The sequence below is a fragment of the Sphingomonas arantia genome (assembly GCF_042682045.1).
Classification (GTDB): Bacteria; Pseudomonadota; Alphaproteobacteria; order Sphingomonadales; family Sphingomonadaceae; genus Sphingomonas_R; species Sphingomonas_R arantia.
The window spans coordinates 402,862-418,169 of record NZ_JBHUGS010000001.1 but is presented as its reverse complement, the minus strand read 5'-3'; the positions used below and the strand labels follow the sequence as shown (position 1 = coordinate 418,169).

Annotated in this window: 20 protein-coding genes and 1 tRNA gene; 11 read left to right on the top strand and 10 right to left on the bottom strand. The window is 68.3% G+C overall.

All coding sequences use genetic code 11. The features are described from left to right. Nucleotides 1–14 precede the first annotated feature (14 nt). The 4 genes from hisG to ACFSGX_RS02065 all read right to left on the bottom strand — a co-directional run bounded on the left by hisG (nt 15) and on the right by ACFSGX_RS02065 (nt 2,284). Nucleotides 15–677: an ATP phosphoribosyltransferase gene (gene hisG, locus ACFSGX_RS02080; RefSeq protein ID WP_157174785.1), complete on the bottom strand. Its 663-nt coding sequence runs from the start codon at nt 675–677 to the stop codon at nt 15–17. Between the two features lie 86 nt (nt 678–763). After that, nucleotides 764–1,264 carry a Dps family protein gene (locus tag ACFSGX_RS02075; RefSeq protein WP_380927091.1) on the bottom strand — a complete coding sequence of 167 codons (501 nt, stop codon included), beginning with the start codon at nt 1,262–1,264 and terminating at the stop codon, nt 764–766. A gap of 88 nt (nt 1,265–1,352) precedes the next feature. After that, a complete protein-coding gene (locus ACFSGX_RS02070) occupies nt 1,353–1,922 on the bottom strand; it encodes a TMEM165/GDT1 family protein (RefSeq protein WP_380927090.1) in 570 nt (189 codons plus the stop codon). Between the two features lie 26 nt (nt 1,923–1,948). Continuing rightward, complete coding sequence (locus ACFSGX_RS02065) at nt 1,949–2,284, bottom strand: hypothetical protein (RefSeq protein ID WP_380927088.1); 336 nt, start codon at nt 2,282–2,284, stop codon at nt 1,949–1,951. 176 nt (nt 2,285–2,460) lie between these two features. Here ACFSGX_RS02065 and rpmG point away from each other — a divergent pair, with 176 nt between their 5' ends. After that, complete coding sequence (gene rpmG / locus ACFSGX_RS02060) at nt 2,461–2,628, top strand: 50S ribosomal protein L33 (protein ID WP_157174781.1); 168 nt, start codon at nt 2,461–2,463, stop codon at nt 2,626–2,628. A 387-nt stretch (nt 2,629–3,015) separates the two neighbouring features. On the opposite strand, the gene ACFSGX_RS02055 is transcribed toward rpmG, so the two are convergent. Then, nucleotides 3,016–3,378 (bottom strand): response regulator, encoded by a 363-nt coding sequence (locus ACFSGX_RS02055; protein WP_380927086.1) that lies wholly within the window; start codon nt 3,376–3,378, stop codon nt 3,016–3,018. 33 nt (nt 3,379–3,411) lie between these two features. Between ACFSGX_RS02055 and ACFSGX_RS02050 the strand changes: the two genes are divergently transcribed. The 5 genes from ACFSGX_RS02050 to ACFSGX_RS02030 all read left to right on the top strand — a co-directional run bounded on the left by ACFSGX_RS02050 (nt 3,412) and on the right by ACFSGX_RS02030 (nt 6,861). Further along, a complete protein-coding gene (locus tag ACFSGX_RS02050; protein WP_157174779.1) occupies nt 3,412–3,687 on the top strand; it encodes a DUF3572 domain-containing protein in 276 nt (91 codons plus the stop codon). Then, on the top strand, nt 3,684–4,307 hold the full coding sequence (locus ACFSGX_RS02045) for an HAD family hydrolase (RefSeq protein WP_380927084.1): 624 nt from the start codon (nt 3,684–3,686) through the stop codon (nt 4,305–4,307). Before ACFSGX_RS02050 ends, ACFSGX_RS02045 begins: the two co-directional genes overlap by 4 nt. A 200-nt stretch (nt 4,308–4,507) precedes the next feature. Next, on the top strand, nt 4,508–4,969 hold the full coding sequence (locus tag ACFSGX_RS02040) for a RidA family protein (protein ID WP_380927082.1): 462 nt from the start codon (nt 4,508–4,510) through the stop codon (nt 4,967–4,969). Nucleotides 4,970–4,993: 24 nt separating this feature from the next. Next, nucleotides 4,994–5,722: a glycerophosphodiester phosphodiesterase family protein gene (locus tag ACFSGX_RS02035; protein WP_380927081.1), complete on the top strand. Its 729-nt coding sequence runs from the start codon at nt 4,994–4,996 to the stop codon at nt 5,720–5,722. After that, on the top strand, nt 5,719–6,861 hold the full coding sequence (locus ACFSGX_RS02030) for a GNAT family N-acetyltransferase (RefSeq protein WP_380927079.1): 1,143 nt from the start codon (nt 5,719–5,721) through the stop codon (nt 6,859–6,861). Before ACFSGX_RS02035 ends, ACFSGX_RS02030 begins: the two co-directional genes overlap by 4 nt. Before the next feature lie 230 nt (nt 6,862–7,091). Here the strand turns inward: ACFSGX_RS02030 and ACFSGX_RS02025 are convergent, their stop codons facing one another. Continuing rightward, complete coding sequence (locus ACFSGX_RS02025) at nt 7,092–7,388, bottom strand: hypothetical protein (protein WP_380927078.1); 297 nt, start codon at nt 7,386–7,388, stop codon at nt 7,092–7,094. Between the two features lie 84 nt (nt 7,389–7,472). Then, complete coding sequence (panC, locus tag ACFSGX_RS02020; protein ID WP_380927077.1) at nt 7,473–8,324, bottom strand: pantoate--beta-alanine ligase; 852 nt, start codon at nt 8,322–8,324, stop codon at nt 7,473–7,475. A gap of 89 nt (nt 8,325–8,413) precedes the next feature. Between panC and ACFSGX_RS02015 the strand changes: the two genes are divergently transcribed. The 5 genes from ACFSGX_RS02015 to ACFSGX_RS01995 all read left to right on the top strand — a co-directional run bounded on the left by ACFSGX_RS02015 (nt 8,414) and on the right by ACFSGX_RS01995 (nt 12,858). After that, on the top strand, nt 8,414–9,220 hold the full coding sequence (locus ACFSGX_RS02015; RefSeq protein WP_380927076.1) for a division plane positioning ATPase MipZ: 807 nt from the start codon (nt 8,414–8,416) through the stop codon (nt 9,218–9,220). Beyond that, nucleotides 9,220–9,630 carry a J domain-containing protein gene (locus tag ACFSGX_RS02010; protein WP_380927075.1) on the top strand — a complete coding sequence of 137 codons (411 nt, stop codon included), beginning with the start codon at nt 9,220–9,222 and terminating at the stop codon, nt 9,628–9,630. The genes ACFSGX_RS02015 and ACFSGX_RS02010 overlap by 1 nt, the downstream gene beginning before the upstream one ends. Next, complete coding sequence (gene pgmG / locus ACFSGX_RS02005; protein WP_380928202.1) at nt 9,627–11,009, top strand: phosphoglucomutase/phosphomannomutase PgmG; 1,383 nt, start codon at nt 9,627–9,629, stop codon at nt 11,007–11,009. The genes ACFSGX_RS02010 and pgmG overlap by 4 nt, the downstream gene beginning before the upstream one ends. 59 nt (nt 11,010–11,068) lie before the next feature. After that, nucleotides 11,069–11,533 carry a hypothetical protein gene (locus ACFSGX_RS02000; protein ID WP_380927074.1) on the top strand — a complete coding sequence of 155 codons (465 nt, stop codon included), beginning with the start codon at nt 11,069–11,071 and terminating at the stop codon, nt 11,531–11,533. A gap of 68 nt (nt 11,534–11,601) precedes the next feature. Continuing rightward, nucleotides 11,602–12,858: a multidrug effflux MFS transporter gene (locus ACFSGX_RS01995; protein ID WP_380927073.1), complete on the top strand. Its 1,257-nt coding sequence runs from the start codon at nt 11,602–11,604 to the stop codon at nt 12,856–12,858. 5 nt (nt 12,859–12,863) lie between these two features. On the opposite strand, the gene ACFSGX_RS01990 is transcribed toward ACFSGX_RS01995, so the two are convergent. The 3 genes from ACFSGX_RS01990 to ACFSGX_RS01980 all read right to left on the bottom strand — a co-directional run bounded on the left by ACFSGX_RS01990 (nt 12,864) and on the right by ACFSGX_RS01980 (nt 15,236). Further along, on the bottom strand, nt 12,864–14,453 hold the full coding sequence (locus tag ACFSGX_RS01990) for a DUF5597 domain-containing protein (RefSeq protein ID WP_380927071.1): 1,590 nt from the start codon (nt 14,451–14,453) through the stop codon (nt 12,864–12,866). A gap of 323 nt (nt 14,454–14,776) precedes the next feature. Then, nucleotides 14,777–14,852 (bottom strand) — tRNA-Ala (locus ACFSGX_RS01985). A gap of 72 nt (nt 14,853–14,924) precedes the next feature. Next, on the bottom strand, nt 14,925–15,236 hold the full coding sequence (locus ACFSGX_RS01980) for a TIGR02300 family protein (protein WP_076071971.1): 312 nt from the start codon (nt 15,234–15,236) through the stop codon (nt 14,925–14,927). Nucleotides 15,237–15,308: the final 72 nt, after the last annotated feature.

Here is a 15,308-nt window from a genome sequence, read left to right as displayed (position 1 = left end):
CTCCGCTTGTAAAATCAGGCCGCACGCTGCGCCCCCGCCATCCGGAATCCGTCGATCAACGCCGCGATCTGCCCGCTGCGCGTCTTGAACGCCGCGCGGTTGACGATCAGCCGCGCCGACACCTGCGCGATCACCTCGACCTCGGCCAACCCGTTCTCGACCAGCGTCCGCCCGCTCGACACCAGGTCGACGATCCGGTCGGCCAGTCCCAGCACCGGGGCAATCTCCATCGCCCCGTTCAGCTTCACGCATTCCGCCTGCACCCCGCGCGCCTCGAAATGGCGCCGCGTAATATTGGGATATTTCGTCGCCACGCGCACATGGCTCCATTCGCGCGGGTCGTCGCCCGCGGCCAGCGCCACCGGTTCCGCCACCGACAGCCGGCAATGCCCGACGTCCAGATCGACCGGCGCATAGAGTTCGGAATAATCGAACTCCATCAGCACGTCCGACCCCACGACGCCGACCTGCGCCGCGCCGTGCGCCACGAACGTCGCGACGTCGAACGCCCGTACCCGGATGATCCGCACGCCGGGGTCGCTGGTGGCGAACATCAGCGCACGGCTCGCAGGATCGGAGAAGGCCGCTTCGGGCACGATCCCGACCTGCGCCAGCATCGGCAGCACCTCGTCGAGGATGCGGCCCTTCGGAATGGCCAGGGTGACGGGTTCGATCATGCCGCGCGCCTTACGCGCCCAACCGACGCCTCACAAGAAACCACTTTGCCCCATGTTACGGGGCCGGTCGCCCGGCCCCGTTCACGTCATGCCTTGCGGCTGGTCTCGAACAGGAACCACGCACGCTCTTCGGCCTGGTCGGTCCAGTCATCGAGGATGCCGCTGGTCGCATTGTCCTTGGCCTCGTCGACGATGTCCTTCGCCTCGCGCAGCGCCTGCACCAGCTGCAGATTGTCCTCGCGCAGCTCCGCCAGCATGTCGTCCGCGCTCACGAACGGCTTGTCATTGTCCTGAATCGTCTGGCGCCGCGAAATATCGCCGATCGACCGCAGCGTCACGTTGCCCGTCTTGCGCACGCGCTCCGCAATCGCGTCGGTCGTGCCCAGGATCTGCGCGGCCTGATCGTCGAGCATCAGGTGATAGTCGCGGAAATGCGGCCCCGACACATGCCAGTGGAAATTCTTGGTCTTCAGGTACAGCGCGAAGCTGTCCGCCAGCACGCCATTCAGCGCGTCGGCGACGGTCTTGGCATTGGTCGTGGCGATGTCGGTCGGGGTTGCCAGTTCGGGCTGCGGGGTGTCGGCCATGATGCGTCTCCGGATATTTGGTTCGGGTCCTCAACGACCCAGACCCGCCTCGGTCGCATCCCCGCGCACAGAATTTTCGCGCAGGACGCTAGAGCAACCGCAAGGCATCCAGCCCGAACCCGAGCGCGACCAGAATGAACACCACCCCGATCCCGATCCGCACCGCACGCAACGGCACCACCGTCACGAACCGCCGCCCCAGCATCGCCGCGGGCACCGCCGCCGCCAGCACGCCCAGCGTCGCGCCGATCGCCGCCAGCACCGGCGCCGCGGTCCGCGCCGACAGCGCGAACGCCAGGAACTGCGTCTTGTCGCCAAGCCCCGCCGCCAGCAGCACGCCGAAACTGCCCCCGAACGCCCCCAGCCGCGGCGACACAGTCAGCTTCGGCGTCTTGGGCCGCGCAAGCGACCCGATTCCCGCGGACAATAATGCCAGCGCCGCCATCAGCGACAGCGCGCGGAACGGCACCGCGCCATGCACCACCGCGCCGCCGGCCGCACCGATCCCGGTACTGACCAGCGCCGCCAGCCCCGCCGCCGCCAGCACGCGGCCCGTCCGGTCCGGAAACTTCAGGCAGAGCAGGATGACCAGCAACTGGCGGCGGTCGCCGATCTCGGCCAGCCCGCACGCCACGAACGCACTCAGCAATGCATCCATCTATTCAGCGAACCCCACGCGTAGGATCAGTCCGCAAACCGGACGCTGATCGACGCCAGCAACGCATGGACCGCATGATCGTCGCCCGGCGCGCATCCGCACGCCTCGCGCAGCCCCGCCAGATAGGGCCGGATCAGCGCCGCGCGCCCGTCGCGCCCGATCGCGGTCGCCAGTTCGGCGGCGATCCCGACGACCGCGGACAGCCCGTGCAACCGCGCCGTCCCGCGAATCTCGCCCACCCGCTGCATCAGCCGGTCGAGCGACAGCGTCGGCAAATCCGCCTCCAGCACCGCAATCCGCCCGCACAGGCGGGTCGCCGCGGCCATGTCGTTCTCGTCATCCTGCCTGTAAGCGGTCGCCATCGTGCGTCCTCCCAATGCGACCTTGTGCGCCCGCATTCCTTATCCACCGATTAAGACGCGTCCGCGACATTGGCCCCCGCGGGCTTGACTCTCCTCCTCGCGTCGCTCAAAGGACCCGGCATACAGGCGGCGGCAACGTCGCCTTCTTTTTTTCGCGTTCGCAAAGGTTCCGGGTCATGGCAAAGCCGACCACCGTCAAGATCAAGCTCGTCAGCACCGCCGACACGGGTTTCTTCTACGTCACGAAGAAGAACCCCCGCACGCAGACGGAAAAGTTCACCTTCCGCAAGTACGACCCCGTCGTGCGCAAGCATGTCGAGTTCAAGGAAGCCAAGATCAAGTGATCTAGGTCCGCCCAAGCAGCGGACCTAGATCATCCCCGCGCATGCGGGGATCCAGCAAAAGAACCCGCAGGGTCCACGCTCAAGACGAGCGCCGACCCTGCGGGTTTTGTGCGTCCGGCGCACGTCGCCAGCCGTCGCCCACCCGGCCAGGGCTTACACCCCCAACCCTCCGCACTCCCAAACCGTCATCCCGGCGAAAGCCAGGATCTCCCTTCGGTAAAGCGGAGCCTGGTCACACGCGCCAGCTTGGAATCGCGAACCCGGCGCAGGCGACACCGTGTGGAAGATAGTCGCCCCCAACCGAAGGGAGATCCCCGCTTTCGCCGGGATGACAACCGTTGATAATAGCTGTCGCTCGGCAGGTCGGCAGGACCAAACACCACCCCCCTAAAGCAAAGCCTCCACAGACCCCACGAACCGCATCACCGAAATCGGTTTCGACACATAGGCCTGCGCGCCCGCCGCGCGGATCCGCGCCTCGTCGCCGTGCGCGGCATAGGCCGTCACCGCCATCACCGGGATCGCCCGCAACGCATCGTCCGCGCGCATCGCCGCGATCAGGTCCAGCCCGCTCACATGCGGCAACTGAATGTCCATGATCACCAGGTCGGGCGAGAACTCCCGCGCCGTCGCCAGCGCCTCGCGCCCGTCGCTCACCCCGCGTGCGTCATAGTCGTGCGCGCGCAAAAGGTCGCAGAACAGCTTGAGATTAAGCTCGTTGTCCTCGACAATCAGGACTTTCTTCGCCACCGCACCCTCTCGCATCTGGCACGGGAGTAGAGGATGGCGGCCAAGGATACAATGAACGCGGACGGCGCCGCCGCGCTCGCGTTGAACGCGCTCGTCTGGACGCTGGGCGAACCATCGCGCGCCGATCGGCTGCTCGCGCTGACCGGCCTCGACCCCACCGACCTGCGCACCCGCGCAAACGATCCGGCGGTCCTCGGCGCCGTCCTCGGCTTCCTCGAATCGCACGAGCCGGACCTGATCGCCTGCGCCGCCGACCTCGACGTCGCGCCCGATCGGCTGGTCCGCGCCAACGCATTGCTGTCCGCATGAGCCGCCCGCTGCTCATCACCGACTGCGACGAGGTGCTGCTTCACATGGTCACCCATTTCGGGGCCTGGCTGGATGCGGAACATCAGCTCGATTTCCAGCCGCGCGGCGGTCACTTCACCTCCAGCACACGCCGCCGCAGCGACGGCACGCTGTTCCCCGACGAACAACTCTGGCCGCTGCTCAACGGCTTCTTCGAAACGCAGATGCACCGCCAGACGCTCGTCCCCCACGCGGCCGAGGCGCTGGCCGAGATCGGGGAGGTCGCCGACATTGTCGTGCTCACCAACATCCTGCCCGACTGGCATTCCGGCCGCGTGGCACAACTCGCCGCGCATGACATCCGCCACCGTGTCGTCTGCAACCAGGGCGGCAAGGGCACCCCCGCGCGCACGCTGATCGAGGAATTCGCCCCCTCCGCTGCGGTGTTCGTCGACGACCTGGCCGTACACCACGCCTCGCTCGCCGAACACACACCCGAGGTCTGGCGCCTCCACATGGTCTCCGAACCCACCCTCGCCCCCGACGTCGCCCCGGCGCCCGAGGCCGACGCCCGCATCGACGACTGGCGCGAAGCCAAAGACTGGATCCTGGCGCGGTTCGAAGAGGGGCCTCGGGGGTAAAGGGCTGAGCAACAAGCCATCAAGCCCCTCTCCTTCAGGGGAGGGGTTGGGGTGGGGGCAACAGCACCACGAATTCTACCTCGTGATATTGAAGCGCTCAGCCCCACCCCAACCCCTCCCCTAAAGGTGAGGGGCTAAGAAGAAGAACCAAACCCAATCCCCCTTGACCCACCCCGTCCCCCATCCGAAAGACCACAGCCATGAGCATCGAAACCCGCCTCACCGAACTGGGCATCGCCCTTCCCGAAGCCGCCGCGCCCGTCGCGGCCTATGTGCCGGCGGTCGAGGCCGGCGGCCTGCTGCACCTGTCGGGGCAGCTGCCGTTCGACGACGGCGCGCTGATGACCGGCTATGTCGGCGGCAACCGCGACGCGGACTATGGCAAGAAGGCCGCCGAACGCTGCGCCGTCATGGTGCTGGCGCAGGTGAAGAAGGCGCTCGGCACGCTCGACCGCGTCGAACGCGTCGTGAAGCTTGGCGTGTTCGTCTCGTCCGACCCGGCCTTCACCGGCCAGCCCGCGGTCGCCAACGGCGCATCCGAACTGATGGTCGCGGTGTTCGGCGATGCCGGCCGCCATGCGCGCTCGGCGGTCGGCGTGCCCGTCCTGCCGCTCGGCGCGGTCGTCGAAATCGACGCGGTCTTCGCCGTCCGCCCGGCCTGAACTCAAGCCTAAAAGGCTCCGGCGGTGCCCGCCCCAGATCCGGCGCGCACCGCCTTCCTCCGCGCGCAACCTTTCGCGCATCGCGGCCTGCACGGCGACGGCCGGCTGGAAAACAGCCGCGCCGCGTTCGTCGCCGCGATCGCCGCGGGCTACGGCATCGAATGCGACGTCCAGGCGAGCCGCGACGGCGAGGCATTCGTCTTCCACGACGCCGATCTCGACCGGCTGACCGACCAGACAGGCCCCTTGGCCGCGCGCGATGCCGCCGCGCTCGACGGCATCCGCCTGTCCGGCACGGACGAGACGATCCCCACACTGTTCCAGCTGCTCGCCCGCACGCTCGGCCGCGTGCCGCTGCTGATCGAGGTCAAGACCCCCGCCACCGACATCCTCCCCATCTGCCGCGCCGTCGCACGCGAGCTGGACGGCTATCGCGGGCCGGCGGCGGTCATGTCGTTCCACCCCGGCGTCGCACGCTGGTTCTGGCGCAACGTGCCCGCCATCCCGCGCGGGCTGATCGTCAGCGAGGAAGACCGCCACGGACCGACGCATGACGCCCGCCGCACCCTTGCGCTGGCCCATGCGAAACCCGACTTCCTGGCCTATGATATCCGCAGCCTGCCGAGCCCGTTCGCCGCGCGATGCCGCGCCCGCGGGATGCCCGTCTTGACTTGGACCGTGCGCGATGCCGCCGCCGAACGGATCGCCGCCGCCCATGCGGACGAAGTGATCTTCGAAGGCGCACACCGATGAGCGATTCCGGGCCCGGCCTCACCGCCCGCATGGCCGGCGGCCTCGCCGATTTCAGCGCGGCGGACTGGGACGCCTGCGCCGGCACGGACAACCCGTTCGTCGGCCACGCTTTCCTCTCCGCACTCGAAGACGCCGGCTGCGCGCAACCCCGCGCCGGCTGGCAGCCCGTGCCGATCGTCATCGACGGCCCCGACGGCCGCCCCGCCGCGATCGCGCCCGCCTATGCCAAGAGCCACAGTCAGGGCGAATATGTCTTCGACCATGGCTGGGCCGACGCGTTCGAGCGTGCCGGCGGGCAGTACTACCCGAAGCTCCAGATCGCCGTCCCGTTCAGCCCCGTCCCCGGCCCGCGCCTGCTCACCCGCGACCCTGCGCTCCGCGTGCCTTTGGTCAACGCCATCGCCGCGGTCGTCGACCGGCTCGGCCTCTCGTCCGCCCACGCCACCTTCGTCGCGGAGGACGAGGTCGAGATATTCGAGGCCGCCGGCTGGCTCATCCGCGCCGACCGTCAGTTCCACTGGACCAACGACGGCTATGCCAGCTTCGACGATTTCCTCGCCGCACTCGCCAGCCGCAAGCGCAAGGCGATCCGCAAGGAACGCGCCGCCGCGGTCCAGGGACTCGACATCGTCCATCTGACCGGCGCGCAGATCACCGAGGCGCATTGGGACGCCTTCTGGCTGTTCTACCAGGACACGGGGGCCAGGAAGTGGGGCCGCCCCTATCTCAACCGCCGCTTCTTCTCGCTCCTGTCCGAACGGCTCGGCGACCGCGTCCTGCTGATGCTCGCGCTGCGCGACGGCGTGCCCATCGCCGGCGCGCTCAACCTGATCGGCGCCGACACGCTCTACGGCCGCTACTGGGGCTCGACCGAGGACGTCCCCTTCCTCCACTTCGAACTCTGTTATTACCAGGCGATCGACGCCGCCATCGCCCGCGGCCTCTCCCGCGTCGAAGCCGGCGCACAAGGCTCCCACAAACTCGCCCGCGGCTACGCCCCCGCCGTTACCTGGTCCGCCCACTACATCCCCGACCCCGCCTTCCGCCGCGCCGTCGCCGACTATCTCGAAGCCGAACGCGCCGCCGTGGCCGAGGACATCGAGGAACTCGACGAGATGACCCCGTTCAAGAAGGGGTGAGGTCTAAGCCCCGGTAACTTCTAGAACCGTCCATCCCGAGCGAAGTCGAGGGACCCTTCGAGCGAAGCCGAGAAGCCAACAGCACCCCGCAAACTCCGTTCGGTTCGAGCCTGTCGAGAACGCGTTCCCGATCCCAAACCCCGTTCGGTTCGAGCTTGTCGAGAACCCTGCACCCCGTGGCCAGGGTTCTCGACAAGCTCGAACCGAACGGAGGTGGGTGGCCAAGTCCCTCAAGCAGCAACCCGCATCGTCAGCCCCAACCAGGCCCGCGCCGCCTTCTGCGCGTTCGCAATCTCGCGCGCGGTCATGTCCTCGGCGATCTCTGCCCGGCACTGCTGCCCCCGCTCGCTGCCGTTCAGCGCCGCCAGGTTGAACCACTTGTGCGCCTCGACCAGGTCGAGCCCGATCCCCCCGCCCCCGGACGAATAGGCCATCCCAAGATCGAGCAGCGCATCGACATCCCCCCGGGTCGCCTCCGCGATCCGATCGTCGATGATGCTGCCTGCGGTGCGAAGTTGCTGTCCCATGATCCATTCCCTGTTCCGACGCGAGTCGTCAGGTCTGGAAAGATGAGGCCACAAGCGAGAATAAATGGTTAACGGCGCAAAGCCTCAACCCACCACCACCACCGCCACGTTGTCGATCAACCGCGTCGTCCCCAGCCGCGCCGCGGCCAGCAACCGCATCGGCCGATCCCCGACAACCGCGACCGGCACCAGACTCTCCGCATCGCTCAGCGCCACATAATCCACGCTGGCAAAGCCCGCGTCGATCAGCCGCCGCTCCGCCGCCGCCAGCACGCCGGCCACCTCGTCGCCGCGCGCGATCGCCGCCGCCGCCTCGCCCAGCGCCCGCGGCATCGCCCGCGCGGCCGCGCGCTGCTCGTCGTCGAGATAGGCGTTGCGCGACGACAGCGCCAAGCCGTCATCCTCGCGCTGCGTCGGCACGCTGATGACCTCCACCGCGAAATCCATGTCCGCCACCATCCGCCGGATCACCGCCAGCTGCTGCCAGTCCTTCTCGCCGAACAGCGCCACGTCCGGCTGCACCTGGTTCAGCAGCTTGGCGACCACCGTCGCCACCCCGTCGAAATGCCCCGGCCGCGCCGCACCGCACAGCGTCTCGCTCACCCCCGCCACCGACAGGTTGCTCGCATACCCATCGGGATACATCGCCCCCACGTCCGGCGCCCACAGCACGTCGACGCCGCCCGTGTCCAGCATCGCCGCATCCGCCGCCTCGCGCCTGGGGTACGCGACCAGATCCTCGTTCGGTCCGAACTGCGTCGGATTGACGAAGATCGACGCCACCACATGGTCCGCCCGCAACCGCGCCGCCGCGACCAGCGCCATATGCCCGGCATGCAGCGCCCCCATCGTCGGCACCAGCGCCACGCTCTCCCCCGCCGCGCGCCAGTCGCGGACGATGGCGCGCAACGCGCCGACAGTACGAATGATTTGCACCTTGGGGTGGCCTCCGATAGGGCTGAACAGCGTCTTTGGGGGGCGCGCCGGACGAGTTCAAGGGGGCGGGGCATACCCGCAAAGGGCTTTTGCAGACAGCGCATCTCATCGTCTTCGCCAATGAAAAAGGCGGTTCGGGCAAGTCCACCACCGCGGTCCACACCGCGGTCGGCCTCGCCGCGGCCGGCCGCCGGGTGGCGACGATCGACCTCGATCACCGCCAGCGCACGCTCGCCCGCTATCTGGAAAACCGTGCCGCCACGATGAAGCGGCTCGGCGTCGACCTGCCTTTGCCGCACGTCGAAACGCTCGATCCCGCCAAGGGCCCGCAGGTCGGTGAACGGATCGACGCGCTCCGGTCGCAGGTCGACATCATCGTCGTCGACACGCCCGGCCGCGACGACGGCCCCGCCCGCGCCGCGATCGAACGCGCCGACACGCTCGTCACCCCGATCAACGACAGCTTCATCGATCTCGACCTGATCGGACAGGTCGATCCGGACAGCTACAAGATCAAGCGCCCCAGCTTCTACGCGGAGATCGTGTGGGACGCGCGCAAGGTCCGCGCCAAGACCGACGGCGGCACCGTCGACTGGGTCGTGCTGCGCAACAGGCTGCAGCATATCGAGGCGCGCAACATGAAACGCGTCGCCGCGGCCCTCGCCGAACTCAGCAAGCGGGTCGGCTTCCGCGTCATCCCCGGCCTGTCCGAACGCGTCATCTTCCGCGAACTGTTCCCGAAGGGGCTGACGCTGCTCGACCTGAAGGCGATCGGCGCGGACGCCGGCATCGCGCACATCGCCGCGCGCCAGGAACTGCGCGAGATGATCGCCGGCCTGGCGCTCCCCGATCGCAAGCCTGAACCGGCCCCCGCATCGACGATGGCCGCCGCCTGATGCTCCTGCTGCTCCTTGCCGCCGCCGCGGTCGGATATTGGGCGTACAAGGACGGCTCGCTCAAGACGCTGCGCTATGCCGATGTCGCCGCCGGCGTCGCGGCCCTGATCGGGCTTAGCCTGCTGTTCAAGGGCAATCCCACGCTCGGGATCGTGGCCCTCGGCGGCGCGGGCGCCTGGGTCTGGTTGCGCAAGCAGGTGCCGGCCCGCCCGCTGATGACCGAGACCGAGGCGCTCGCCTTGCTCGAACTGCCGATCGGTGCGGATGCCGACCGGATCCGCGCCGCACACCGCCGGCTCATCGCCCGCGTCCACCCTGACGCCGGCGGCACCGCCGACCTCGCCCGCCGCGTGAACCTGGCGCGCGACACGCTGCTCGCCGTCACCCCGTCGCGCCCGATCGACCGCTGACCCGGCCAGCGCCCCACCGCTTCGCGCCGTCGATCCTGCGCGAATACGACATCCGCGGCATCGTCGGCGACACGCTCCACCCCGCCAATGCGCTCGCGGTAGGTCGGGCCTTCGCCACCCTCGTCACTCGCACCGGCGGCACCCGCATCGCGGTCGGTCGCGACGGTCGCACGCATAGCACGGCGCTCCAGGACGCGCTCGTCACCGGCCTCACCGCCGCCGGCTGCGACGTCGTGCGGATCGGCGTCGGCCCCACCCCGATGCTCTATTTTGCGGAGGCCGTGCTCAGCGTCGACGCCGCCGTGATGGTCACCGGCAGCCACAACCCGCCGTCGCACAACGGCTTCAAGCTCGTCCTCGCCCACCGCCCCTTCTTCGCCGACCGGATCACGGACCTCGGCGCACTCGCCGCGGCCGGCGACTGGACCGACGCACCAAGCCCGGGCCAAGTGTCCGACCTCGACATCGCCACCCGCTACGTCGATCGCCTGCTCGACGGCCCCAACCTCCCCCCGCTCCGCATCGGCTGGGACGCCGGCAACGGCGCGGCCGGCGCGATCGTCGAACAGCTCACCGCCCGCCTCCCCGGCGAACACCACCTGCTGTTCACCGCGATCGACGGCAGCTTCCCCAACCACCACCCCGACCCCACCATCGACGCCAATCTCGCCGATCTCCGCGCGCTCGTCCTGCGCGAGCAACTCGACATCGGCATCGCGTTCGACGGCGACGGCGACCGCATCGGCGTGATCGACCACCGCGGCCGCACTTTGCCCGCCGACCGGCTGCTCGCGATCCTCGCCGAACCGCTGCTCGCCGCCCACCCCGGCGCGACCGTCATCGGCGACGTGAAGATGTCGCAGACCCTCTTCGACCGCATCGCAGAGCTCGGCGGCACCCCCGTCATGGGCCGCGCCGGCCACGCCCCGATGAAGGACGCGATGCGCGACACCGGCGCGCTGCTCGCGGGCGAACAGAGCGGCCACATCTTCTTCGCCGACGACTATCTCGGTTACGACGACGCGCTCTACGCCGCGCTCCGCCTGATCCGCACGCTCGCCGGCAAACGACTTGCCGACCTCGCCGACGCGCTCCCCGCCCGCACCGCGACCCCCGAACTGCGCTTCGCCTCCAGCGAGAACCGCAAGTTCGCCGTCGTGGCAGAGGTCGCCGCCCGCCTCGCAAACAGTGGCGCCACCGTCGACACCACCGACGGCGTCCGCGTCGCCACGCCCGACGGCTGGTGGCTGCTCCGCGCGTCCAACACGCAGGACCTCCTCGTCGCACGGGCCGAGAGCTATGACCAATCCGGCTGCGACCGCCTCGTCGCTGCACTCAACGCCCAACTCGCGCTCAGCAACGCCGCCCCCGCCACCTGACCCGCGGAACCCTCGCCTATCCCGCCGGGTTACACCGGCAACTTATCCGGAGACCCACCATGCGTCCCACCGCCGCCCTCGCGCTTATCGCCCTCATCGCCGCCCCCGCCACGGCGCAGCTGACCGGCGGCAACACCGCCTCGACCGGCAGCGTGTCGTCCACCACCACGGGCTCCGGCTCGTCGAGCAGCAGCCTCGGCATCGGCCTCGGCAGCGGCTCGCTCTCCGGCAGCACGTCGAACAGCGCCAGCAGTTCGATCCCCGACGTCGGTGGCACAAACTACGGTCAGCCCGGCACCCCGCTCGGCTCGCAATCCTCGCTCAGCGCCCGCGTCAACGCGCAGGCCGGCCTGGGCAGCGCCTCGCGCCTCAACAACCGGCTCTCCACCGGCACCGCGGGCTACACCGGGTCGGGCGCCAGTGGTGCGTCGACCGGCAACAATGCGGTCGGCGGCCTGTCCGGCGGCACCACGCTGTCCAACGCCGGCCAGCCCACCGGCACACCGCTCGGTTCGGGAAACTGACGCAGTAAACGGGGTTGCCGTAGCGGCCCTGTCCCACCATCTTGCTGCAACGCAGCGAAAGTCCGTCCATGATCGAAGCCACCACCCGCCACGGCGGCCCTGCCCACCCCGGCATGGGCTTCCGCCAGTTCGTCGCGTTCATCGCCGCGATGATGGCGATCAACGCGCTCGGCATCGACATCATGCTGCCCGCGCTCCCCGCAATGTCCAATGCGCTCGGCATCACGATTGAAAACCAGCGCCAGTTCATCATCGCGGCCTATGTCCTCGGTTTCGGCGCCGCACAGCTGTTCTACGGCCCACTCTCCGACCGCGTCGGCCGCAAGCCCGTCCTGCTGGTCAGCCTGACCCTGTTCGCGGTCGCCAGCATCGCCGCCACCTTCGCCACCGATTTCACGACCATCGTCGCCGCCCGCCTGCTCCAGGGCGTCGTGGCCGCCTCGTCGCGCGTCCTGGCCGTCTCCATCGTGCGGGACTGCTATTCCGGCCGCCAGATGGCGCGCGTCATGTCGTTGAGCTTCATCGTGTTCCTCGCGGTGCCGATCCTGGCGCCCAGCATCGGCCAGCTTATCCTGATGGCCGGCCCGTGGCCGTGGATCTTCTACTTCCTCGCCGCCTTCGCGGTCGCGGTGGTGACCTGGGGCTGGTTCAAGCTGCCCGAGACGCTGCACGAGGATTATCGCCGCCCGATCTCGGTCACGTCGATCCTGTCCGCCGCACGCGAAGTCGTCACCAACCGCTACGCGCTCGGCTATACGCTCGCCACCTCGCTGCTGTTCGGCGGGCTGATGGGCTACATCAACTCGGTGCAGCAGATCTTCGCCGACGTGTTCCAGCGCCCGGCCATCTTCACCACCGTGTTCGCCGCGACCGCCGGCACGATGGCGATCGGCTCCTTCTTCAATTCGCGGATCGTCGAACGGCTCGGCACGCGGCTCGTCTCGCACACCGCGCTACTGGGCTTCATCGCGATCAGCGGCGTCCATCTCGCGGTCGCCGCGGCCGGCTACGAAACCGTGCTGAGCTTCGCCGTCCTGCTCGCCGCGACGATGGGCTGCTTCGCGCTCGCTGCGTCGAACTTCAACTCCATGGCGATGGAGCCCGTGGGCCACATCGCCGGCACCGCCTCGTCGATCCAGGGCTTCCTATCAACAACGGGCGGCGCGCTCGTCGGCCTGCTCATCGGGCAGAGCTTCAACGGCACCACCATCCCGGTCGCCGCGGGCTTTTTCCTGACCGGCGTCGGCTCGCTCGCCATGGTGCTGCTCGTGGAACGCGGCAAACTCTTCCAGGCCCGCAACGCCCCGGTCGCGGTGCCTGCCTGACCGGTTCAGTAAGGCGCCAGCTTCACCTTCAGCACCTGCGGCAACGTCGTCAGATTGAGCCCGCTGCCGGTCTGGTCGCCGTTCCAGACGCGCTCGAAGACCCATTTGCCGTCCTTGAAATGCCCTTCCTCGACCCGGGCCATCATGAACCGCTCGCCCTTTGCCGAATCGAACCGCACGCGCACGCGGTGCCCGACGAGCAGGAACTCGTTCGGCGACAGTTGCGCGATCGTCGCCCCGCCGTCGGGCACGTCGCGATCGGGCACCGGGTCCGCCTTCCCCAGCCAACTGTCGCCGACGGTCCCCATCTGCCACTGGCCGTAGGTGAGCGTCGCCGTCCAGCGATCGCCAAGCCGCAGCGTGTCCGGCTCCCGATCGTCGGCCTCACCCGCGCCCCAGACCTTGTTCTCGAACGAGAGCCTGGCCCAGTCCCGCGCCATCGGCGCAAATCGCCGATAATGAACCGCGAAGTTCTCGACCGTCTGGGCGGTCACCTGCCGCGCGCCCAGCGGATAGTTCGAGAAGCCGGAGTAATCGAGGCCGAACGGTGCAAAGCCGATCCCCTGCCGCCCCAGCACGTCATAGAAATGGCGCGCATAGCCCTTGTCGCTACCGATCTCCGGAACGAACAACGCGTTGTCCGCCCGCCCATATTGATCCAGCGTCTTGCGGACCTTCGCACTATCGCGGTCGTAAATGTCCGGCGCGATCGCATCGACCGCCGGCGCTCCCGCCTTCCACACGTCCAGGACGTTCCACGTCGGGCCGCCCGACGAATAGGTGAACGGATCCTGATACTTGAAGGGATCGCGCAACGCCGCGTTGACATACATCGGCAGAGCCAGCTCGCGCTTCCCGGCCACCGTGATCTCATCCACGTAGCGGGCGATGTGCCAGGCATGGAAATACTCGTCGGCATCCTTGCCGAACGCGGCTTTCCAGGTGCCGGGCTTCGCGCGCATCGCCTTGACCAGTTCGGCCGGCACCGGCTGGTCGAATAGCCGCTGCGCCGTGGGTGAGAAATCGCGCACCGCGCTGTACGTGCCCACCTCGTTCTCGACCTGGACCATGATGACGCTATGATCCGGATCGGCCGTCTTCAGGTGCCGCATGAGCGCCACGAACGCCCGCTTGTCCGCCTCCAATGTCGCGCGGAAATGGGGTGAGAGCGAGTTCTTCACCTCCCCCTTCGCATTCACGACACGCGGAAAGCGCCGGTTGTTCAGCTTCACCCATTCCGGCGCATAATCGGGATTGTTGTTCTTCCAGGTTCCGAACCACAGCAGGACCAGCTTGACGTCGTTCGCGCGCGCCTGCGTCAGCAATTCGTCGACGAAGGAAAAATCGAACTTTCCCTCGGTCGGTTCGATCTGCTCCCACGCGATCGGCATTTCCAGCGTGTTTGCAGATGCAGCCTTCACGGCCGGCCAGACCGTCGGAAGCTGCGATGCATAGTTCGCCGAATTATTCGCCTGCACGCCGAGCATCAGGAACGGCGCCCCATCGACCATCAGCGCGTGCCGGCCATCCTTCGTGACGAGCCGCGGAAGATCGCTCGCCGATGCGACACCGCTCATCGCCATGCCGGCAGCCATCGCCAGGGGTAGAATCCGTCGTGCAATAGCTGGCATTTTCGTCCCCCACCCGCGCCGTGATCCACGTGACGGCGTCGCAGCCCAACCGTCTACGGCGAATATCGGGGACGAACCAGAGCCCACGCGTGGCAATGGAGACTTCCTGATCGAGAGCGCGAGCCGGAACTAGCGCAACGGTCCGGCACCGCCGATCTGAAGACTGGCCGCTCGCGGGTCGCAGGATGGGGTTTCAGCGAGTCCTGCTTGGCAAGCGGCCGCCGCATCGCGATCGCCCAACCCCAAACGCAAAAAAGCCCGCATCGCTGCGGGCTTTTTTAGTGGGTTGGTGGAGCCGTGGGGGATCGAACCCCAGACCTTCGCAATGCCATCGCGACGCTCTCCCAGCTGAGCTACGGCCCCGTACCCTGACCGCCGGCTGGGGACCGGCGGGGTGAGGCGCGCTCTACGAAAGCCGGCGCGCCCCTGCAAGCATTAATTCTCGTCTTCGTCCGCCGGTGCGGCCACACCGATATCGTCGTCGCCGCCCAGGTCGACATCGTCGTCGGGGCTCGGCTCGGCGTCCTCGTCGACTTCGAGGTCCTCGCTCAGGTCCGAATCGTCCTTTTCCTCGACGACCTTCTTCGGCGCGTCATAGGACAGCGGCTGCTTGGACTTCAGCACGCTTTCCGGTTCGAACTGCGTCGCGCATTCGACGCACGTGACGGGATCGTCCTTGCCCAGGTCGTAGAACCGCGTGCCGCACTTCGGGCAGGTCCGCTTGGCGCCCCATTCAGGCTTCGTCATGGATGGTTGCTCCGCAAAAGGGGAAGCGCGCCGAAAGCCGGGAGCCGTCGACGCGAATTGCCGCGCGCCTTG